Origin of the sequence: Streptomyces sp. NBC_00335 (assembly GCF_036127095.1) — a bacterium.
GTDB lineage: Bacteria > Actinomycetota > Actinomycetes > Streptomycetales > Streptomycetaceae > Streptomyces.
On sequence record NZ_CP108006.1, the window covers coordinates 5,501,624 to 5,522,292 of the forward strand.

Annotated in this window: 15 protein-coding genes; 10 read left to right on the forward strand and 5 right to left on the reverse strand. The window is 72.7% G+C overall.

The annotated features are described in order from the left end of the window. Window positions 1–92: 92 nt before the first annotated feature. Window positions 93–2,066 carry a helix-turn-helix domain-containing protein gene (locus OHA37_RS24795; protein ID WP_266908616.1) on the reverse strand — a complete coding sequence of 658 codons (1,974 nt, stop codon included), beginning with the start codon at window positions 2,064–2,066 and terminating at the stop codon, window positions 93–95. 113 nt (window positions 2,067–2,179) lie between these two features. Here OHA37_RS24795 and speB point away from each other — a divergent pair, with 113 nt between their 5' ends. From speB to OHA37_RS24820, 5 genes are all read left to right on the forward strand, one after another. Next, a complete protein-coding gene (gene speB / locus OHA37_RS24800) occupies window positions 2,180–3,157 on the forward strand; it encodes an agmatinase (RefSeq protein ID WP_266908618.1) in 978 nt (325 codons plus the stop codon). Between the two features lie 4 nt (window positions 3,158–3,161). Next, window positions 3,162–4,829, forward strand: a complete 1,668-nt coding sequence (locus OHA37_RS24805) for a thiamine pyrophosphate-binding protein (RefSeq protein ID WP_266908620.1) — start codon at window positions 3,162–3,164, stop codon at window positions 4,827–4,829. A 77-nt stretch (window positions 4,830–4,906) separates the two neighbouring features. Beyond that, a complete protein-coding gene (locus OHA37_RS24810) occupies window positions 4,907–5,281 on the forward strand; it encodes a hypothetical protein (RefSeq protein ID WP_266908622.1) in 375 nt (124 codons plus the stop codon). Between the two features lie 16 nt (window positions 5,282–5,297). Further along, entirely contained in the window at window positions 5,298–7,448 is a 2,151-nt protein-coding gene (locus OHA37_RS24815) for a DUF6571 family protein (RefSeq protein ID WP_266908624.1), read from the forward strand. Further along, window positions 7,429–8,139 carry a hypothetical protein gene (locus tag OHA37_RS24820; protein WP_266908626.1) on the forward strand — a complete coding sequence of 237 codons (711 nt, stop codon included), beginning with the start codon at window positions 7,429–7,431 and terminating at the stop codon, window positions 8,137–8,139. Before OHA37_RS24815 ends, OHA37_RS24820 begins: the two co-directional genes overlap by 20 nt. Here OHA37_RS24820 and OHA37_RS24825 read toward each other — a convergent pair. Then, window positions 8,129–8,536 carry an ATP-binding protein gene (locus tag OHA37_RS24825; RefSeq protein ID WP_266908628.1) on the reverse strand — a complete coding sequence of 136 codons (408 nt, stop codon included), beginning with the start codon at window positions 8,534–8,536 and terminating at the stop codon, window positions 8,129–8,131. The two genes, OHA37_RS24820 and OHA37_RS24825, sit on opposite strands and share 11 nt — an antisense overlap. A gap of 163 nt (window positions 8,537–8,699) precedes the next feature. On the opposite strand from OHA37_RS24825, the gene OHA37_RS24830 reads away from it, so the two are divergent. Together OHA37_RS24830 and OHA37_RS24835 are read left to right on the forward strand one after the other, a co-directional pair. Continuing rightward, window positions 8,700–9,461 carry a GntR family transcriptional regulator gene (locus OHA37_RS24830; RefSeq protein ID WP_266908630.1) on the forward strand — a complete coding sequence of 254 codons (762 nt, stop codon included), beginning with the start codon at window positions 8,700–8,702 and terminating at the stop codon, window positions 9,459–9,461. Window positions 9,462–9,597: 136 nt separating this feature from the next. Further along, complete coding sequence (locus OHA37_RS24835) at window positions 9,598–13,392, forward strand: ABC transporter ATP-binding protein (RefSeq protein WP_266908632.1); 3,795 nt, start codon at window positions 9,598–9,600, stop codon at window positions 13,390–13,392. Between the two features lie 38 nt (window positions 13,393–13,430). On the opposite strand, the gene OHA37_RS24840 is transcribed toward OHA37_RS24835, so the two are convergent. Continuing rightward, window positions 13,431–13,985, reverse strand: coding sequence for an EF-hand domain-containing protein (locus tag OHA37_RS24840; RefSeq protein ID WP_266908634.1), 555 nt, complete (start codon window positions 13,983–13,985; stop codon window positions 13,431–13,433). Between the two features lie 99 nt (window positions 13,986–14,084). Between OHA37_RS24840 and OHA37_RS24845 the strand changes: the two genes are divergently transcribed. The 3 genes from OHA37_RS24845 (at window position 14,085) to OHA37_RS24855 (ending at window position 17,754) form a co-directional block, all read left to right on the forward strand. Beyond that, on the forward strand, window positions 14,085–15,689 hold the full coding sequence (locus tag OHA37_RS24845) for an aldehyde dehydrogenase family protein (RefSeq protein ID WP_266908636.1): 1,605 nt from the start codon (window positions 14,085–14,087) through the stop codon (window positions 15,687–15,689). Between the two features lie 97 nt (window positions 15,690–15,786). Beyond that, entirely contained in the window at window positions 15,787–16,200 is a 414-nt protein-coding gene (locus OHA37_RS24850; RefSeq protein ID WP_266908638.1) for a hypothetical protein, read from the forward strand. Between the two features lie 84 nt (window positions 16,201–16,284). Further along, on the forward strand, window positions 16,285–17,754 hold the full coding sequence (locus tag OHA37_RS24855) for a S28 family serine protease (RefSeq protein ID WP_266908640.1): 1,470 nt from the start codon (window positions 16,285–16,287) through the stop codon (window positions 17,752–17,754). 52 nt (window positions 17,755–17,806) lie between these two features. Here OHA37_RS24855 and OHA37_RS24860 read toward each other — a convergent pair whose 3' ends face one another. After that, the gene (locus tag OHA37_RS24860; RefSeq protein WP_266908642.1) at window positions 17,807–19,678 is read right to left on the reverse strand and encodes a glycoside hydrolase family 3 protein; all 1,872 of its coding nucleotides are present in this window, start codon (window positions 19,676–19,678) and stop codon (window positions 17,807–17,809) included. 10 nt (window positions 19,679–19,688) lie between these two features. Continuing rightward, window positions 19,689–20,645: a LysR family transcriptional regulator gene (locus OHA37_RS24865; protein WP_266908644.1), complete on the reverse strand. Its 957-nt coding sequence runs from the start codon at window positions 20,643–20,645 to the stop codon at window positions 19,689–19,691. Window positions 20,646–20,669 lie beyond the last annotated feature (24 nt).

The window sequence follows — 20,669 nt, forward strand, 5'->3', positions numbered from 1 at the left end:
TCCCCAGTGAGGGGGGTCCGAGTGGCCCGAGGGGCTGTCCGGCCGGTTCATGTCCCCAGCGTCACCCCGCCCGCCGCACGCCGCGACACGGCCTACGGGGCGTCCGGGCCGTCGGTGTGGCGCAGCGCGAACCACAGCTCCATGCGGGTGTCCGGGTCGTCCAGGTCGGCTTCGCCCAGCAGGCCGGCGATCCGGGCGATGCGCTGGCGGACGGTGTTGCGGTGGATGCCGAGGGCGGCCGCGCTGCGGTCCCAGCTGCCGTGGTGGGCCAGCCAGGCCTGCAGGGTCTCCCGGAGCGCGGAGGAGAGGGGCGCGAGCAGGGCCTCGGCGTGGGCCCGGGCCTCGGCGGCGCCGACCAGGCCCGAGAAGCCGGGGTCCCGGTGCCGGACCAGCGGGGTACGGGCCGCCTCGGCGCGCTCCAGGGCCCGCCCGGCCTGCGCGTCGGCGCCGGGCAGGCCTCCGGGCTCGGCCGCGGCGCTCACCCCGAGCCGCCAGCCGGGCTGGGGGGCGGGCTCGCGGTGGGTGAGCAGGCGTACCGAGCCTGCGCGTGCGGAGCCCGGGGGTACGGAGCCGGGGTGTGCGGAGCCGGGGCGTACGGCGTCCTCGTGCACGGGATCCCCGGGTACGGAGTCCCCGCGCGGGTCCAGCAGTACGGTGCCCAGCGCGGCCGCCAGGGCCCGCGGGTCCCCGGTGCCGCGGGCGTGGACGGCGTACCAGGGTCCGGGGCCCAGTGCCGTCCCCGGATCCCCGTCGAGCAGCAGCCGGGTCAGGGCGGCCTCCGATCCGGCGGGGCGGTGGGCGGTGAGCAGCGTCAGCAGGACGGCCGCGACCGAGGCGATGGTGTGGTCCCCGGGTGCCCGCGTCGGGGTCGCGAGGGCGAGGACCCGCCCGTCGCCCAGGGCGTGGACGCCGAGGTGGAGCCCGCCGTGGGTCGCCGTGGCGGTGACGGCGGAGCCGGGTGCGACCCGTCGGGCGAGTTCGGTGAGCACGTCGAGGGCCTCGGGGGCGGGCGCTGTTCCGGCGGAGGCGCCGGGGGCGGTGAGGGTGGCCGGGCTGGCCGGACTGGCCGGAGTGGCCGGAGTGGCCGGTCCAGAAGATCCCGCCGGTCCTGTGGGCATCGGCCCGGGTTCGGCTCCGGCGGCACCCGCCCTGAGGCCCTGTTCCTGGCGGGCATCCGGGCCCTCCGGTGCGGAAGGCGCCGGCCCGGTGGGTGATGGGCCGGTCCCTGTCCCGGTGGGTGCGGTCTCGGCCCCCGCCCGGTTGCGCGCAGGTCCGGTCCCTGCCCCGGTGGGGGCGGACCGAACGGTGTTCGCCCCGGCGGTGGGCGCCGCCCCGGATCCCGCTGCTGCGGGCTCCGCCCCGGCCGTCCCCGCCCCGGTGGCCGCCGGGGCGTCCGGCCGGGTGGCGGGGAGGAGGCCGGCCCAGCCGCCGAGGGTCGCCGCCAGTCGGCGCAGGACCGCCGGGACCGGGTCCGGGCGGGCGGCGGCCGCCGCCAGGGACTGCTGGGCCTCGGTCACCCGGCGGAGCTCGGCGGTCCGGGCGCGGGCCATCAGCCGCCAGACGCTCCGGCCGACCGCGGTGAACGGGGTCCCGGGCGGCACCTCGACCAGGGGCAGCCCGTACCGCTCGCAGGCCTCGACGAGGGATCGCGGCACGGTCGTGAACACCGGGGTCACCCCGAAGCCGACGGCCCCGACCCCGGCCCGGACCAGCCGTGCGACGTACGGCCCCGCGTCGATCGGCCCGGCGTCCGCGGGCCGGGCGTGGCCGGGGCGAGCGTCGACGGGGCCGTCTCCCGGAGGACTCCCGTCCGCCCCCGAGGGCTCCGTGCTGCCGCCCGGCCCGTGTTCCGTCCCCCCGGCCGGCCAGGCCCCCGCGCCCGAGAGGCCCGCGCCCGCCGTCAGGAGGAGTTCGCCGCCCAGCAGGTACGGGGACGGGTCCGCCATCTCGGAGGCGTGCACCCCGTGCAGTTCGGCCTCGGCGGGCCCGGCCAGGTGGCGCAGCCCCAGCTCGTGGTCGGCGAGCAGTCGGCCGAGCGTGACCGGCGGGGTGGGCGGGGCTTCCATGGATACTCCGTACACATCGGTGGGGCCGGATGGATGAAACGTACACTTCGCGCCCCCGAGGTGTCCGTTTACGCTCGAAGGACCGCACCGCACACCTCCCCGGAAGGCCCCCCATGAGCACGCAGCCGCGCGGCCCCGTCGACTCCTCCCGCATCCCGCGCTACGCGGGCCCCGCGACCTTCGCCCGGCTGCCCCGCCTGGACGAGGTCGGTGGCAAGGCCGACGTGGCCGTCGTGGGCGTGCCCTTCGACTCCGGAGTCTCCTACCGCCCCGGCGCCCGCTTCGGCGGCAACGCCATCCGTGAGGCCTCCCGCCTGCTGCGCCCGTACAACCCGGCGCAGGACGCCTCCCCGTTCGCGCTCGCGCAGGTCGCCGACGCCGGCGACATCGCGGCGAACCCCTTCAACATCAACGAGGCCGTCGACACGATCGAGGCCGCCGCCGACGAGCTGATCGGCAACGGCTCCCGCCTGATGACCCTCGGCGGCGACCACACCATCGCGCTGCCCCTGCTCCGCTCGGTGGCGAAGAAGCACGGCCCGGTCGCGCTGCTCCACTTCGACGCGCACCTGGACACCTGGGACACGTACTTCGGCGCCGAGTACACGCACGGCACCCCGTTCCGCCGCGCCGTCGAGGAGGGCATCCTCGACACCGAGGCCCTGTCCCACGTCGGCACCCGCGGCCCGCTGTACGGCAAGCAGGACCTGGACGACGACGCCAAGATGGGCTTCGGCATCGTCACCTCGGCCGACGTCTACCGCCGCGGCGCCGACGAGGTCGCCGACCAGCTGCGCCAGCGCATCGGCGACCGTCCGCTGTACATCTCCATCGACATCGACGTGCTGGACCCCGCGCACGCCCCCGGTACGGGCACCCCGGAGGCGGGCGGCATGACCTCCCGCGAGCTGCTGGAGATCATCCGCGGGCTTTCCTCCTGCAACCTGGTCTCGGCGGACGTCGTCGAGGTCGCCCCGGCGTACGATCACGCGGAGATCACCTCGGTCGCGGCCTCGCACACCGCGTACGAGCTGACCACGATCATGAGCCGTCAGATCGCGCAGGCGAAGGCGAACCCGAAGGGCAACTAAGAGCGTGACGCACGACCACGACCTGGTACTCCGTCCCACCGAAGCCCAGAAGGCGGCGGCGCTCGCGCCCCCGCCGGGGCGCACGGGCGGGGACCTGGTCGTGGAGACGCTGCGCTCGCTCGGCGCGACCACCGTCTTCGGGCTGCCCGGCCAGCACGCGCTGGGCCTCTTCGACGCCGTCGGCCGCTCCGACCTGCGTCTGGTCGGACTCCGTACGGAGAACAACGCCGGGTTCGCCGCCGACGCGTACGGCCGGATGACCGGCGAGGCGGCCCCGCTCCTGCTGTCCACGGGCCCGGGCGCGCTCATGGCGCTCCCGGCCCTGGCCGAGGCGGCGGCGGCGTCGGCGCCCGTCCTGGCGATCTCCTCGCAGGTCCCTACCCCGGGCCTGGGCGGCGGCCGGCGCGGCCACCTGCACGAGCTGCGCGACCAGTCGGCCTCCTTCCGGGACGTGGTCAAGTCGGTGCACACCGCCCGGACCCCCTCCCAGATCCCGTCCGTGATCGCCGAGGCCTGGGAATCGGCGCTGACCGCCCCGCACGGGCCGGTGTGGGTGGAGATCCCGGAGGACGTCCTGCGCGCGGAAACCGTCATCCCGCAGGTCACGGGCATGGACGCGACCCCGCACGAACTGGCCCCGCGCCCGGAGCTGACCGCGCTGGCGGCGCACTGGCTGGAGAACGCCGAGCGCCCGGTGATCATCGCGGGCGGCGGGGTGATCCGCTCGGACGCGGCGGGCAAGCTGAAGCAGCTCGCGGAACGCCTGAACGCCCCCGTCGTCACCACCTTCGGCGGCAAGGGCGCCTTCCCCTGGACCCACCCGCTCTCCCTCCAGTCCTGGCTGGAGGACCGCCACATGACGGACTTCCTGGAGGACGCGGACGTCCTGCTGGTGGTCGGCTCGGGCCTGGGCGAACTGTCCTCGAACTACCACACGTTCTTCCCGGAGGGCCGGGTCGTCCAGATCGAGGCGGACCTCGGCAAGCTGGAGTCCAACCACGCGGGCCTCGGCATCCACGCGGACGCCCGCCTCGCCCTGCAGGCACTCCTCGAAACGGTCGCCGAGCGCCCCGACCCGCAGGCCCCCGAGCGCGTCGCCCTGCTCCTCGCCGACATCGCGACCCGGCTGGCCGAGCAGGACCTGACCCTGGAGCAGCAGCTCCTGACCTCGATCCGCCAGGCCCTCCCGCCCCGCTCCCCGTCCTTCTGGGACATGACGATCCTGTCCTACTGGGCGTGGTCGGCCTTCGACGCCAAGCACCCCAACACCATGCACTCGGCGCAGGGCGCGGGCGGCCTCGGCTACGCCTTCCCGGCGGCCCTCGGCGCGGCCGTCGCGGAGCCGGACACCCCGGTCCTCGCGGTCTCCGGCGACGGCGGCGCGATGTACTCGATCGCCGACCTGGCCACCGCCCGCCAGCACGACCTGGACGTCACCTGGCTGATCGTGGACGACGGCGGCTACGGCATCCTGCGCGAGTACGGCTGCGAGACGGGAACGGCGCTGACCGGCCCCGACTTCGTAGCGCTGGCGGCCTCCTTCGACATCCCGGCGACCACGACCACCCCGGAATCCCTCCGCGCGGACCTGGCCAAGTCCCTGAAGACCCCGGGTCCTTCGCTCCTGCTACTCCCGGCCAAGCTGAGGATGTTCGCACCCACCCACGTCTGAGGGGTGCGCGGACCGGGTTAGGTTGGTACCGGTCAGTCCCGGGCGCAAATCGCCGGTCGCACATCTTTGGGGGAGCGGTGTCGTTCGAGCAGCAGTGGGCCCAGCAGCGGCAATCCACGACCGCGCCGGGCACCGGAGTCCTCGCGACGGCCCCGCCCGAGAAAAAGAAGGCGGCCGACACCATCGAGAACGTCCTCCAGCCGGGGACGACGAAGGCGGCGGACGCCGCCGACGAGCCGACGACCGCTGCGGTCAAGGCCTTCGCCGGCTGGGAGACCGCGACGGGCCTGACGAAGGCGCACACGCACTGGGACGACCAGGTCAAGCGCCTGATGGGACGCCTGAACTCGGAGAAGACGTCCCTGCGCGGGGCGTCGAACCTCTTCACCGGCAACGACCAGCTGACGGGCCAGGGCTTCCAGCCGGTCACGTCCAAGCTCTCGGGCCTGTAGGGGAGACGGAGACGCGATGCCGAACTACCAGGAGATCGTCACCACCGACCTCGGGGCGCTCGTCACGGCCGCCGACGGCTGGAAGTCGATGGCGACGCAGTTCAAGACGATGGAAGACGTCTACGAGAAGGAAGTCCAGAGCGTTTCCAGTGGAAACGGCTGGCTGGGCAGCAGCGCGCAGACGGCGAGCAACAACGCGGCCATCACCCGCCGGGAGTTCGACGCGGCGCAGACCCAGGCGCTTGCCATGGAGTCCCTGCTCCGCGACGCGCACGCCCGCTTCACGGACCTCAAGGGCCGGGTGACCTCCGCCGTCGCGGACGCGGTCAAGGCCGGGATGAAGGTCTCGGACGCGGGCATCGCGAGCTACGACTTCAGCAAGGCCGACCCCGCCTCCGTGAACGCGATCCGGCACGACCCCGACCTCCCGGAGATCGAGCGGTCCTGGACCCGGAGCATCGCGGACGCGGTCAAGGCGGTCACGGAGTTCGACGAGGACGTACGCATCGCCCTCCTCAACGCGTCCGGAGCCGACGGCACTTCCCTCTTCGGCTTCAACTCCCGGGCCGTCGGCGACGTGGAGGCGGTGGAGGCCCTGGCCCTCACCCAGAAGATCCAGTCGGGCGACGCCTCCCCGGACGACCTCAAGCACTACGACGATCTGCTCCGCCAGAACGCGAAGGACAGCCACTTCAGCGAGGCGTACCTGCACTCGCTGGGCGCCAAGGACACCGTCCACCTGGCCGACCAGCTCAACCTGGCGTCCAACGAACGCGGCGCCTCGGCAGCCGACAAGAAGCTTTACGAGTCCATCGGCACGGGCCTCGCGGGAACCATCGCCTCGGGCACGAAGGACCCGGAGAGCTACGCCTACAAGCCCTTCATGGCGGGCCTGAAGGAACAGGGCCCGGCCCTGGTCGCCGACGGCCTGCGCCCGACGTACGGCTACCAGTCCCTGGTGACGCTGATGCAGCGCGGCGACGGCTACGGCAAGCAGTTCCTGAACGACCTCGGCGACGGCATGATCGAGGCCGAGAAGTCGAAGCCCCACATGTATGACCACGCCTACGACTCCCAGCGCCCGAACCTGGTCACGGACCCGCTGGACGGCCTCCTGGGCATCATGGCCAAGGACCCGGACGCGGCGACGCACTTCCTGGACCCCGAGGCCCCCGGCAACAAGAACGAGCACCTGAAGTACCTCCTCACCGACCGCGACATGCCGGACCCCTGGATCTCGACGGGCGTGGGCCAGCCGATCGAGATCCAGAACGACAAGACGGCCGGCCTCGGCGCGGCCATCCAGGCGGCGGCCACGGGCCACGTGGACGGCGAGAAGCTGGGCCCGCCCGGTCCGCACACGGAGGGTCAGGCGCGGGTGATGCACGATTCGATCCGCCTGCTGGACGACGACATGGGCGGAGATGAGTTCCCGAAGGACAGGGAGGGCCTGCGCCAGCCGATGGCGAAGGCGCTGGTCGACTACGTCGCGGACACGCACGAGATCCTGGGCGGGCAGAACCCCGACCTGGGGAGCGTCAGGGGCTCCGACTCCATTCACGGCTCGGGCGACCGGTCCCAGATCGCGGTGGGCCAGGGCAGTCTGATCCGCGTGATGCGGGGGATCGCGGACGACGGCCCGTCCTACGCGCTGATGGTCGAGGCGGAGCGGGCCTATTCGGCGGGCTTGCTTTCGGACGCCCCCGTGTTCACGGCCGATTCCCCGCACTCGGGGAGCGCCGACTGGGACAACCGTGCGCATGAGATCGGCGTGGCGAACGGCGCCCTCAACGGCATCGGGGCTGACGTGCACAAAGACAAGGAGGATGACAAGGTCGAGTGGGCGGAGGCCACGTCCACGTACTCGGCCGCCGGGGCCAACGGCCTCATCGGCGAGATACCGGTGGTGAGCACGATCGGAGGCTCGTTGATCGACGTGGCGGGTTACCACTGGGTCGAGGACGTCAAGGACGCCGCCGAGGAGCTGAGTAAGCAAGAGTCCAGCAACAACTACGCGGCGGGCGTGGAGGGGACCAACGCTCTGTTCGCGGCCTGGGGCAAGGACCGCGACATCCAGGGCGACCAGGCCTTCGAGCACGCCCAGAACACGGCGAACAGCTCCTACTCGACCGGACGGGAGGCTGCTCGTGGGCACCTGCGGCCTTGATCTGCGGAAAACCCTCGCGCGGTCTGCGGCCGCCGTGCTCGCCGTGCTGACGCTGGCGTCGTGCACCGCAGGCGAGACCGAGGCGAAGGCCGACCACCTGTGTGACATCACTCCTTCCTCGGAGGAGGACGTCCTCCTCCGGGAGATCCTCGGTAGGGGGACGGCTCCGGGTACGGACGTGGATGCCTTCAGGACCTTCATCCCCAACCGCACGAGCCGTCTCGTGGAGAAGCTGGGGCGCGAACTGCGGGAGATGGACCCGGCGAAGGAGACGTTCGCGCCATCCACCTGCACCTTCAGGCCGCCCACGCGGTCCGAGGGCGCGGCGTTCAGCGCCGGGTGGGCGCCCCGCACGTCGAAGTTCGTCGAGGAGCCCCTGCGCGAGGCGGGCCGGTTCGAGGTGAACGGAGCCTTCGGTCAGAGCAACTACTTCTCCACGAAGCTGTTCGTCCGGTGCGACATGCCCGGAGACCTCGCCGAGCCCTCGAAGACGGCATGGCTGTACGCGAACGCCTCGTACGTGGTCAACATCTCCCCGACGGAGATCCTCCCGGCCGACATCGACCAAGCGGCCAAGGACCGGCAGACGACGCTCACCTACCTCATGACCCGCCGCGTCACCGAAGCCCTCGGCTGCGAGAACAAGCCGCTGGCGAAGCCCCCCGTGGTGAAGCGGCTGCCTACACCCTGACCTCGGCCCAGACCGCCTTGCCGATCCCGTGGAGCCGGGGGCACTGCCCCCACCGCTCGGCCAGGGCCGCGACGATCGCGAGTCCCCGGCCCCGCTCGTCGGTGTCCGCCACCACCTGTGGCGTGAGCTTCACGGCGGGGCCGGCGTCGGCGACCTCCACGCGCAGCAGCCCGCCGTAGCGGGCGAGCCGGATGCCGAGGTCCCGGCCCTGCGGAGCATGCGAGTGCCGTACGGCGTTGGTGACCAGCTCGGAGAGCAGCAGCTCCGCCGCCTCGGCGGGTGTCGTTCCGATGCCCCACGCGGTGGCCTGCTCGCGCAGCAGCGCGCGGGCCCGGCTGGGAGCGCGGGTGTTGCGGGGCACAAGCCAGAAGATCTCGCCGGCATGCAGCACTGTCATGGCGTCGCCTCTCTAGAGATGCCCGATTAGTGAAGCGTTCAGTTGTGGGCCGGTCAAGCTTTCTCTAGAGATGTGTCCCGCTCGGTCTCAGGATGGACGAGCTTGTCGTCACTCCGTCCCCATGGGGTGCCTAGGATGACTAGAGATGATCAGGGAGGACCGCATGCCGAGTGACGGCGCCGTACGCCAGCCCAAGTACAAGCGCATCGCCGCCGCCCTGAAGGACGCCATCGCATCGGGCGAGTACGGGCCGGGTGACCGGCTGCCCGGGGAGAACGACCTCATGGCCTCCTACGGCGTGGCCCGGATGACGGCTCGGCAGGCGCTCGGGGTGCTCCAGTCCGAGGGGCTGACCGAAGCGCGCAAGGGCGCCGGGGTCTTCGTCCGGACGTTCCGGCTCATCCGGCGGCGGGGGATTCAGCGTCTGGCCACTGGCGTGTGGGGCGAGGGGCGTTCCATCTGGGACGCCGATACCGAGGACCGGGACCCCGTCGTCGAGTTCATCGGGGTCACTGCGGAACCAGTGCCCGATGCCGTAGCCGCCGTGCTCGGTCTCGCCGAAGGCTCGCTCGGCTGCGTCCGGCGCCGCAGGTTCCTGCTCGACGGGAAGGCCGTCATGTTCGCGACCTCCTACCTCGACGCCGCCCTCGTCGCCGGTACGCCCATCACCGAGCCCGACACCGGCCCCGGCGGGATCTACGCACGCCTCGCCGAGCTCGGCCACAAGCCCGCGCGGTTCCGCGAGGAGGTCCGCTCGCGGATGCCCGGCGCCGAGGAGGCCGCGAGCCTCGGGCTGGCCGCCGGGACGCCCGTCGTGCTGGTCGTCCGTACCGCCTTCGACCCCGACGGCCGGGTGGTCGAGGTCAACGAGATGGTCCTCGACTCCGCCGCCTACGTACTGGAGTACGAGTTCGACGCCCCGTAGGGCTCCGCCCGCCCCCGTAGGCCCAGCACCGCGCGCGGAACCCGCGCAACCCAGTTCGAATTGTTGCGGCGGGATGAAATCCGCCGGTCGGAGCGTTGGCGCTTCCGGTAGGGCAGGACGAACGGGGAGGCAGTACGTGGCTACGGCGACGGCGGAATCGGCGGCTGGAAGCAAACAGGGGTGGGGGAGGCGGCTCGCCGCCTACACCTGGCGGTACAAGGCCAATGTGCTGCTGGCCCTCGGATCCTCGCTCGGCGGCATGGCCGTCATGGCGCTCGTGCCGCTCGTCACCAAGGTGATCCTCGACGACGTCATCGGCGACCGGAGCAAGCCCATGACGCCCTGGGCGCTGATGCTCATAGGCGCCGCGCTCCTCGTGTACGTGCTGACCTACATCCGCAGGTACTACGGCGGGCGGCTCGCCCTCGACGTGCAGCACGACCTGCGCACCGACATGTACGACACCATCGCCCGGCTCGACGGCCGCCGCCAGGACGAGCTGTCCACCGGGCAGGTCGTGGGGCGGGCGACCACCGACCTCCAGCTGATCCAAGGGCTGCTCTTCATGCTGCCCATGACCATCGGCAACTTCCTGCTCTTCGGGATATCCCTCGGGATCATGCTGTGGCTCTCGCCGCTGCTGACCGTCGTCGCACTGCTCATGGCCCCCGCCCTCTGGTTCATCGCCAAGCGCAGCCGCAAGAAGCTCTTCCCCGCCACCTGGTACGCCCAGAGCCAGGCCGCCGCCGTCGCCACCGTCGTCGACGGGGCCGTCACCGGGGTCCGCGTCGTCAAGGGCTTCGGCCAGGAGGAGCAGGAGACCGGCAAGCTCCGCGACGCCGGGCGCCGGCTGTTCGCCGGGCGGATGCGCGGGATCCGGATGAACTCCCGCTACACCCCGGCGCTGCAGGCCGTACCGGCCCTCGCCCAGGTCGCCATGCTGGCCCTCGGCGGCTGGATGGCCACCAAGGGGCAGGTCACCATTGGTACCTTCGTCGCCTTCTCCACCTACCTCGCCCAGCTCGTCGGCCCCGTCCGCATGCTCGCCATGGTCCTCACCGTCGGCCAGCAGGCCCGCGCCGGCGCGGAGCGGGTCTTCGAGCTCATCGACACCGAGCCGGTGATCCAGGAGGGGACGAAGGAGTTCCCCGCGGACGCGTCCGCCACCGTCGAGTTCGACGACGTGCGCTTCGGGTACGACCCCGAGCGGCCCGTGCTCGACGGGTTCAGCCTGTCGATCGCCGAGGGGGAGACCGTCGCCCTCGTCGGTTCCTCGGGCAGCGGGAAGTCCACCGTTTCGCTGCTGCTGCCGCGCTTCTACGACGCCGACCGCGGTGCCGTCCGCGTCGGCGGCCACGACGTGCGCGAGCTGACCTACGACTCCCTGCGCGATGCCATCGGGCTCGTGCCCGAGGACTCCTTCCTCTTCTCCGACACCATCCGCGCCAACGTCGCCTACGGACACCCCGGCGCCACGGACGAACAGGTCCGCGCCGCCGCCCGCGCCGCCCAGGCCGAAGGGTTCATCGAAGCCCTCCCCGCCGGGTACGACACCAAGGTCGGCGAGCAGGGCCTGACCCTCTCCGGCGGCCAGCGCCAGCGCATCGCGCTCGCCCGCGCCATCCTCACCGACCCCCGCCTGCTGCTCCTCGACGACGCCACCTCCGCCGTCGACGCCCGCGTCGAGCACGAGATCCACGAGGCGCTGCGCGCCGTCATGGCGGGCCGCACCACCCTGCTCATCGCCCACCGCCGCTCCACGCTCGCGCTCGCCGACCGGATCGCCGTACTGGACCACGGGCGGCTCTCCGACGTCGGTACGCACGAGGAGCTGGAGCGCCGCTCCGCCCTGTACCGGCGGCTGCTCACCGACCCGGACGCGCTGGGCGCGGGCTCCCCGCGGACGCCCGAGGCGCCGGCGATGGAGGAGTTCGAGCGGGACATCGAGCGGGGCATCGAGCTCGAAGCCGAGATCGACTCCGAGCCGGTCAACGCCAAGCGCCGGGTGGCCGGCGGGATCACCCCCGAGCTCTGGCAGCGCCAGGAGGAGGCGGACGAGAAGACCACCGCCCCCGCGGGGATGTCCGCCACCCCCGAACTGCTCGCGCAGGTGGCCGCGCTGCCGCCCGCCGACGACACCCCCGACGTGGACGAGACCCGCGCCGAGTCCGCCGAGGACAGCTACAACCTCGGCCGCCTGCTGCGCGGCTTCTGGGCCCCGCTCGCGATATCCCTCGGCCTGGTCGCCCTCGACGCCGGCTCCGGACTGCTCCTGCCCATCCTGATCCGGCACGGCATCGACCAGGGCGTCGAAGCGGCCGCCCTCGGCGCCGTCTGGGCGGCGTCCCTCCTCGCGCTCGGCGTGGTCCTGGCCCAGTGGGCCGCACAGTTCGCCGAGACCCGGATGACCGGCCGCACCGGTGAGCGCGTGCTCTACGCCCTGCGCGTCAAGATCTTCGCCCAGCTCCAGCGCCTCGGCCTCGACTACTACGAGCGCGAGCTGACCGGCAAGATCATGACCCGGATGACCACCGACGTGGACGCCCTGTCGAGCTTCCTGCAGACCGGGCTCGTCACCGCCGTCGTCTCCCTCCTCACCTTCTTCGGCATCCTGGTCGCCCTCCTGATCCTGGACGTGGAGCTGGCGCTGATCGTCTTCGCCACGCTGCCCGTGCTGATCATCGGCACCGTCTTCTTCCGCCGGAAGTCCGTGGCCGCCTACGAGCTCGCCCGCGACCGGGTCGGGCTGGTCAACGCCGACCTCCAGGAGTCCGTGGCCGGACTGCGCATCGTCCAGGCCTTCCGCCGCCAGCGCGCCGGCGCCGTCCGGTTCGCCGAGCGCAGCGACTCGTACCGCGAGGCCCGGGTCCGCGGCCAGTGGCTGATATCCGTCTACTTCCCCTTCGTGCAGCTGCTGTCCTCGGGGGCCGCTGCCGCCGTACTGATCGTCGGCGCCGGGCGGGTGGAGGCTGGCACGCTCACCACCGGCGCGCTGGTCGCGTACCTGCTCTACATCGACCTGTTCTTCGCCCCCGTGCAGCAGCTCTCCCAGGTCTTCGACGGCTACCAGCAGGCCACCGTCTCCCTCGGCCGGATCCAGGGCCTGCTGCGCGAGCCCACCAGCACCCCCCGCCCGGCCGACCCCCGCCCGGTCCCCGAGCTGCGCGGCGACATCGCCTTCGAGGGAGTCGGCTTCTCGTACGGCACGGCCGAGGAGCGCGGGGAGAAGGAACCGGCTCTCACCGGGATCAGCCTGCGCATCCCCGCCGGGCAGACCGTCGCCTTCGTCGGCGAGACCGGAGCCGGCAAGTCCACGCTGGTCAAGATGGTCGCCCGGTTCTACGATCCGACCTCCGGCCGGGTCACCGCCGACGGGGTGGACCTGCGCGAGCTGGACCTGACCGGCTACCGACACCGCCTCGGCGTCGTCCCCCAGGAGCCGTACCTCTTCCCGGGGACCGTCCGCGACGCCATCGCCTACGGGCGGCCCGAGGCGAGCGACGCCCAGGTGGAGGCCGCCGCCCGCGCGGTCGGCGCCCACGCCATGATCGCCACGCTGGACGGCGGCTACCTGCACACCGTCACCGAGCGCGGCCGCAACCTCTCCGCCGGCCAGCGCCAGCTGATCGCGCTGGCCCGCGCCGAGCTCGTCGACCCCGACGTCCTGCTGCTCGACGAGGCCACCGCCGCCCTCGACCTGGCCACCGAGGCCCTGGTCAACCAGGCCACCGACCGGCTCGCGGGCAAGCGCACCACCCTGGTCGTGGCGCACCGGCTGACCACGGCCGCGCGCGCCGACCGGGTCGTGGTCATGGACCGCGGCCGGGTCGCGGAGGACGGCACCCACGCCGAACTCCTGGCCCGCGGCGGCCGGTACGCCGAGCTGTGGCGCACCTTCGCGGGCGAGGACGAGCCGGCCGCCGCGGCGTAGCGGAGCCGGGGCGAGGGGCCAGGAGCCAGGAGCCAGGGCTAGAGCTCGCCGAAGAGCAGGTTGCCCGGGGCGTCCTCCTCGGTGCCGGTGTAGTACTCCCGCACCGCGCCGAGGAGTTCGTCCACGGACAGGAACCCGTCGTGGTCGGCGTCGATCCGGGCGAAGAGCGCCTCGGTGTCCGCGTGGCTCAGCTTCGTGTCGAAGGCCGTCTGGGCCTTCTGGAACTCCTCGGGGCTGATCCGGCCGTCGTCGTCCTTGTCGACGACCAGGAGCATCGCGTGCGCCATCGGCCGGAAGGACTTGTCGTAGGCCGCGCGGTCGTCCCGGAAGAGGCGGGTCATGCCCTGCTTGTACTCCTCCGGCGTGACCTTCCCGTCCCGGTCCATGTCCAGCTCGGTGAAGAGCTCCTGCCAGAAGTCGACCAGCCCGCCCATCACCTGGGTCGCCTTGGGCGAGGTCGCCGGCTCGCCGAGGGCCGACAGCAGGCGGGAACCGAGCCCGATGATGTCGTGCTCGTCGATCACCTGGTCCTCGTTGACGTCGAGGTGGGCGAAGGCGCGGTCCAGCTTGCGGTCGAGCAGGTCGTTCGTCATATCGGTTGCCTTTCACGGCTACGGTACGGGGTCTTTCCCTCACCTAGCGTAATCTCCTGCGTGATCACGAACTCCCGTTATCCCGCTAGGAAGTTGTGGATGCACTCTTACGAGGTATGGGTCAACGGCGTCGAGGAGCCGGGCACCCGATGGATCTACTGGCCGCGGGTGGGCCGTCTCCTGCGCGAGCCGTACGAGGTGCTCGGGCTCAAGGCCAGGCTGGAGCGCGGCGAGGACCTGCCGTACGACGACCGGCTGCTGGCGGGGCGCGTGGCCATGTCCACCCCCGAGCAGGGGCTGCGCGCCCTGGCCGCCGCCCGCGCCGCCCGGCCGGGGTGGGCGGCGATCCCGCTCGCGGACCGGCTGGAGCTGCTGCACGGCGTCCACCGGGCCGTCGTGGAGCGGCGCGAGGAGCTGACCGGCCTGCTGGTCGCCGAGGGTCACCCCGTACGGCTGGCCGCCTGGGAGCTGGACTCCGTGGCCGCCTCCTTCCACCCGGACTCCGTCGCCGACTTCGCCGGGCGGCTGCGGGAGCCCGAGCGCACCGCGGCCGGCCGGCGCACCCGCATGGTGCGCAAGCCGGACGGGGTGGTGTGCCTGAGCCCGCCGCGCAACGCCCCGACCTCCAACTCCTTCTACGGGGCGCTGGCGCTCGCCGCCGGCAACAGCCTGATCGTCAACGCGCCGCCCACCGCCCCGCTGGGCGTCGGCTTCGTCTACCGGGAGATCGTGGCCCCGCTCCTGCAACGGCTCGGCGCCCCGCCCGGCACCCTGAACGTGCTCTGCACCCACGCCCGCGCCGTGGTGCGCCAGTGGCTGGACAGCCCCGACTGCGACGACCTGGTCTTCTTCGGCGGCTCCGAGCAGGGGCTCAAGCTGGAGCGGGAGTGCGTGGCCGCGGGGAAGAAGCCCGTACTCGAACTGTCGGGCAACGACGGGGTGCTGGTGTGGCACGACGCCGAGGCCGATCTCGCCGCGCGGGCCCTGTGCGAGCGGTACTACGGCTCCGGGCAGATCTGCATGACCCCGAAGTTCGCCATCGTCCACCCCGAGGTGGCCGACCGGCTGCTGAAGGAACTGGTGGAGCAGGTGGGGCAGATCCGGCCCGGACCGCCGGAGGATCCGCGCACGGTGCTGAGTCCGGTGGTCAAGCGGGCGGAGTTCACCGAGGTGCTCGGCGAGGTGCTGGCGGCCGGCGGGGAGCTTCTGTGCGGCGGGGAGTTCGTGGACGTGGACGACGAGCCCTCGGCGTCGGGACCCTTCATCCGCCCGGCGGTCGTCCGGGTGGACGGGCTGGCCCAGGCGGCCCGGCTGCGCGCCTTCCGCGAGGAGACCTTCTTCCCGCTGCTGTGCGTGGTCGTGCCCGAGGCGCCGTTCCGGCTGGAGGAGGCCATCGCCTTCCTCAACGCCAACCGCTACGGCCTGCGCAACTCCCTGTGGACCCAGGACGAGCGGGTCGTCGAGCGGTTCTGCGAGGAGGTGGTCAACGGCGGCATGCTCAAGGTCAACGACTCGCACATCGGCTGCCTGCCGGGGATCCCGTACAACGGCGGCACGGGAGCGACGGGCGGGATCTTCGGCGAGGCCAACCTGCCCGCCGTGCGCACCACCCACCTCCAGTCGATCGCCGTCGCCACCCTGGTCCGGCCGCGCGAGTCGGTCTTCGACCACGGTGCGGCGTACGGGGCAGGCCCTACGCCATGACCGGCCGGGCGGGCTCCACGGGCTGAGTGCTTGTTCCACGCAACCAATCGAGGGGGTCGGGCGTCGTACGAACGTACGCACGTTGTACGTACGACCGATGGGGGACAGGGTGTTGAAGGCGCGGAACCGGCACGGGCGATGGGCGGCCCGCGCGGTGGTGGTCACGGTGACGCTGTGGCTGGGCGCGGCCGGGCTGCTCACGGCGCAGCCGGCGCATGCGGCGACCGGCGGGTGCGCGGGGAACCTGGTGCGGACGCTGCCGTTCTCCACGGGTGAGGTGCGCGTGTACAAGACCCGCGACCGGGCCTGCGCGGTGGCCGTCGCCCGCGCGCCCGGTCAGCGGCGGTCGATGTCGGTGAGCATCCAGCCGCGCGGCGGCTACCCGGTGCGCGACGCGGGGCAATTCACCCGGTACGCCGGACCCGTCAGCGTCCACGCGATCAACCGCTGCGTGTATGTAAAGGGGAGCGTGGGGTCCGGATCCGTGGATTCCGGCTGGATCCTGTGCTGAGGGAGCGGCCCAACTAGGTCTGTTCAGTCATGTGTTCCCCCGGCTAGGTTCACGGCGACCGATGTGAACTCATGGGGAGTGTGAATGCGCAAGAAGCTCGGATGGCTGCTGTCGCTCGCGGTGCTGATCGGCACCGCGGGTGCGGCCGGCACCACGGCGCAAGCGGCCACCGCCGCGGAACCGTCCGCCGTCACGGATGCCACCGCCACGGATGCCACGGCAGCCACGGAAGACATCAAGGACCGGATCCTCGCGATCCCGGGGATGACCCTGATCGAGGAGAAGCCGTACACCGGTTACCGCTTCTTCGTACTGAACTACGAGCAGCCGGTCGATCACCGCGCGCCGTGGAAGGGCACCTTCAAGCAGCGCCTGACCCTGCTGCACAAGGACGTCACACGGCCCACGGTGTTCTTCACCTCCGGCTACAACGTCAACACCAACCCGCGCCGCAGTGAGCCGACGACCATAATCGACGGCAACCAGGTGTCGATGGAGTACCGGTTCTTCACCCCGTCCCGGCCCGACCCGGCCAACTGGGCGAACCTCGACATCTGGCAGGCCGCCAGTGACCAGCACCGGATCTTCACCGCGCTGAAGAAGGTCTACAAGAAGAACTGGCTGTCCACGGGCGGCAGCAAGGGCGGCATGACCGCCACCTACTTCGAGCGCTTCTACCCGCGCGACATGGACGGCGTCGTCGCGTACGTCGCGCCCAACGACGTGGTGAACAAGGAGGACTCGGCCTACGACCGGTTCTTCGCCAAGGTCGGCACCAAGGAGTGCCGCGACAAGCTGAACGCGGTGCAGCGCGAGGCGCTCGTGCGCCGCGAGCCGCTGGAGGCCAAGTACGCGGTCGCCGCCGCCGAGAACGGCTGGACCTTCACCACCGTCGGCAACCTCGACAAGGCCTTCGAGGCCGTCGTCCTCGACTACACGTGGGCCTTCTGGCAGTACAGCCTGCTCGCCGACTGCGCCACGATCCCGGCCGCCGCCACCGCGTCCGACCAGGAGATCTGGGACACGATCGACGCGATCTCCGGCTTCTCGGCCTACGCCGACCAGGGCCTGGAGACGTACACCCCGTACTACTACCAGGCGGGCACCCAGCTCGGTTCCCCCGACATCAAGCAGTCCCACCTGGACGGCCTGAGCCGCTACGGCTACCAGCCGCCGCGCAACTTCGTGCCCCGCGACATCCCGATGACCTTCCAGCCCGCGGCGATGCGGGACGTGGACACCTGGGTGAAGAACAACGCCAACCAGATGCTCTTCGTCTACGGGCAGAACGACCCGTGGGGTGCCGAACCGTTCCACCTCGGTTACGGGGCCCGCGACAGCTACGTGATGACCGCTCCGGGCGCCAACCACGGGGCCAACGTCTCCAAGCTCATGGAGGCCGAGAAGGCGCTGGCCACCGAGAAGATCCTCAAGTGGGCCGGAGTCGCCCCGGCGACCGCGCCCACCGGCGCGGCGAAGGTCGCGCCGCTGGCGAAGCCGGACGCGACGCTCGACCAGCGCGACATCGAGCGTGAGCCGATGCTGCGCCCGTAGCTCGGTAGCTCCGTAGCTCGGCAGGGCCCGAGGCCGCGGGCGGGGTACGGGGTCACCCGTACGCCAGCCCGTGGCCCAGCGGGTAGCGGCCCGGCACCGGGACCGGCAGGCGCCCCCTGGGGCGTACGGTCCCGGTGACCACCCGGGCCGCCGCCCGCAGCTCCACGTCCGTCCAGGTGTAGGTGGCCAGTTCGGCCGCGCAGGCCGGCAGCCGGGCCGGGTCGTAGGGGTTGCGGATCGCCACCAGGACCACCGGCACCCCGGTGGCCAGCAGCCGGGTGACCAGCTCGCGCTGCGGGCTCTCGCCGACGGGGACGTTGTACGTGCACACGAGCACGGCGGCGTTGCCGGGCGCGGCCGCCACCGCGCGGGCGGGCGGCAGGGCCGTCGCCCGGCAGCCCAGCGCGGACAGCTCCCGGGCCAGTACCGCGGTAGGGGGTCCGGTCGTACCCGTGGGGGAGACCGGGTCGGTCCCGGTGACCAGGAGCAGTGGCCGGTCCGCCGGATCCAGTGGCAGCAGTCCCACCGGATTGGCCAGCAGGGTCGTCGTGCGGTCCGCGATCTCCCCGGCGGCCGCCAGGTGCGCCGGGATGCCGACGGCCGCGTCCACCGCGTCCATCGCCCGCGCCGCGTCGCCCTCCTGCGCGGCCGCTTCGAACAGGCCCCGGCGGGCCTTCAGTTCCAGGATCCGCAGCACCGACTCCTCGATCCGGGCCCGCGTCAGCTCGCCCGACTCCACGGCCGCCAGCACGCTGCGCACGGCCAGCCCCAGGTCCGGCGGGTTCAGCAGCTGGTCGCAGCCCGCTTTCAGGGCCAGCACCGGGACCCGGTCGTCCCCGTACTTCTGGCGGACCCCGGCCATGTCGAGGGCGTCGGTGACCACCACTCCGCGGAAGCCCAGGCGTTCGCGCAGGATCCCGGTGACGATGGGCCGCGAGAGGGTCGCCGGATCGCCCGAGGGGTCGAGCGCGGGGAAGACGATGTGCGCGGTCATCACCACGTCCACGCCGGCCTCCACGGCCGCCCGGAACGGCGGCTCGTCCAGCTCCTCCCACCGCGCGCGGGTGTGGGTCATCAGCGGCAGCCCGACGTGGCTGTCGGTCCCGGTGTCCCCGTGCCCCGGGAAGTGCTTCGCCGTGGCGGCCACCCCGGCGCCCTGGTAGCCGCGGACCTGGGCGGCGACCAGGGCCGCCACGGCCTGCGGGTCGGCGCCGAAGGACCGTACGCCGATGACGGGGTTGGCGGGGTCGACGTTCACGTCGGCCACCGGGGCGTAGTTGTGCCGGATGCCCATGGCCGCCAGCTCGGCGCCCGCGATGCGCGCGGCCCGGCGGGCCTCGGCGGTGGAACCGCCGGTCCCCAGGGCCAGGGCTCCCAGCGCCATGGCCCCCGGGAGCAGGGTCGCGGGCCGGCCCACGCGGGCGACGGCGCCGTGCTCCTGGTCGATGGAGAGCAGCAGCGGGATGCCCGCGGCTCCGTTCGCGGGGGCCGTGGCCGCCCGCTGGAGCCCGGCCGACAGCTCGGCGACCTGGCGCGGGGAGCGGGTGTTGTGCGCCCAGCCGAAGTAGACGATCCCGCCGAGGTGGTGGCGGGCGACCAGCTCGGCGGGGGTGCGCACCCCGAAATGCTGCTGGTTGAGCGCGGCGTCCTCGGGGTCGGGCTCGGTGGCCGAGTGCCCGTACGCCCGCGATACGAAGAGCTGCCCGACCAGTTCGGCCAGGCTCATCCGCGCCATCGTCTCGCGCGGCCGCACCCGGGGGGCCGGGGTGTGCCCCGGCGCTCGGTCGCCGGGCCGGGGGTCGTCGGGGGCCGGGCCGCCGGGGTCCCGGTCGGGGCCCACCGCGGCGGACGCGGCCCCCGCGGCGGTGACGGCGGCCACGGCGGCCACGGTGAGCAGGGTCCGGCGTGAGGCGTGGTTCGGCACGCGCCGGACGCTACTGCGGGGCGGGGCCCTCGGAGCGGGGGACACTCGCGGAGTCCCCCGTACGGGGTGCCACTCGGGGCCAGTGTTCGCGCAGCGTCCGTACGGCCTCGGTGATCGCGGGCCGGCGGGCCGCCCCGGTCCGCCACAGGGCGTACAACCGGCGTACGGGGCCCGGCTCCAGCGGTACGGCCACCGCGCCGGGCGGCAGCGTCCCGGTGCCCAGCCGCGGTACGACGGCCACCCCGAGCCCGGCGGCGACCAGCGAGACGATGGTGTGGTTCTCCTCGGCGACGTGCGTGATGTCGGGCTCGAACCCGGCCGTGCGCAGGGTCCGCACCAGCCAGTCGTGGCAGACCCGGCCGGGCGGCTGGCAGACCCAGCGCTGCCCGCCCAGGTCGGAGCGGTGGATGACGGTCCGGGAGGTGAAGGGGTGCCCGGCGGGCACGAGGAGGTCGCAGCGGTCGTCGCCGATCACCGCCTGCTCCACGCCCTCGGGGGCGGGCAGCGGGGCGATGTCCCAGTCGTGGGTCACGGCCAGGTCGGTGACCCCGCGCGAGACCAGGTCCATCGACAGGTGCGGATTGATCTCGGTGAGCCGTACCTCCAGGGCCGGGTGACGCTGGGCCAGGTCCGCCAGGACCCCGGGGAGCAGACCGCGGGCGGCCGAGGCGAAGGCGGCGACCCGCAGTCGGCCGATGGGCTGGCCGCGGGACTCCTCCAGCGCGGTCTCCGCCTGCTCCGAGATGTCCATCAGCTGCTGGGCCGTCGCGGCCAGCAGCTTGGCCTCCTCGGTGAGGGCGACCCCGCGGCCGTGGCGTTCGAGGAGGGTGGTGCGGGTTTCCCGTTCCAGCTTGGCGATCTGCTGGGAGACGGCGGAGGGGGTGTACCCGAGGGCGGCCGCGGCCGCGCCGACCGAGCCGTGGACGGAGACGGCGTGCAGGGCGCGCAGCCGGGAGAGGTCGAGCATGCCGGTCAGCTTAGGCCCGGCGGA

Excerpts from the sequence above, each read along its gene's own strand:
- OHA37_RS24795 (WP_266908616.1), bottom strand. The coding sequence starts at position 2,066 with ATGGAAGCCCCGCCCACCCCGCCGGTCACGCTCGGCCGACTGCTCGCC.
- speB (WP_266908618.1), top strand. The coding sequence starts at position 2,180 with ATGAGCACGCAGCCGCGCGGCCCCGTCGACTCCTCCCGCATCCCGCGC.
- OHA37_RS24815 (WP_266908624.1), top strand. The coding sequence starts at position 5,298 with ATGCCGAACTACCAGGAGATCGTCACCACCGACCTCGGGGCGCTCGTC.
- OHA37_RS24825 (WP_266908628.1), bottom strand. The coding sequence starts at position 8,536 with ATGACAGTGCTGCATGCCGGCGAGATCTTCTGGCTTGTGCCCCGCAAC.
- OHA37_RS24830 (WP_266908630.1), top strand. The coding sequence starts at position 8,700 with ATGCCGAGTGACGGCGCCGTACGCCAGCCCAAGTACAAGCGCATCGCC.
- OHA37_RS24840 (WP_266908634.1), bottom strand. The coding sequence starts at position 13,985 with ATGACGAACGACCTGCTCGACCGCAAGCTGGACCGCGCCTTCGCCCAC.
- OHA37_RS24845 (WP_266908636.1), top strand. The coding sequence starts at position 14,085 with ATGCACTCTTACGAGGTATGGGTCAACGGCGTCGAGGAGCCGGGCACC.
- OHA37_RS24850 (WP_266908638.1), top strand. The coding sequence starts at position 15,787 with ATGGGGGACAGGGTGTTGAAGGCGCGGAACCGGCACGGGCGATGGGCG.
- OHA37_RS24855 (WP_266908640.1), top strand. The coding sequence starts at position 16,285 with ATGCGCAAGAAGCTCGGATGGCTGCTGTCGCTCGCGGTGCTGATCGGC.
- OHA37_RS24865 (WP_266908644.1), bottom strand. The coding sequence starts at position 20,645 with ATGCTCGACCTCTCCCGGCTGCGCGCCCTGCACGCCGTCTCCGTCCAC.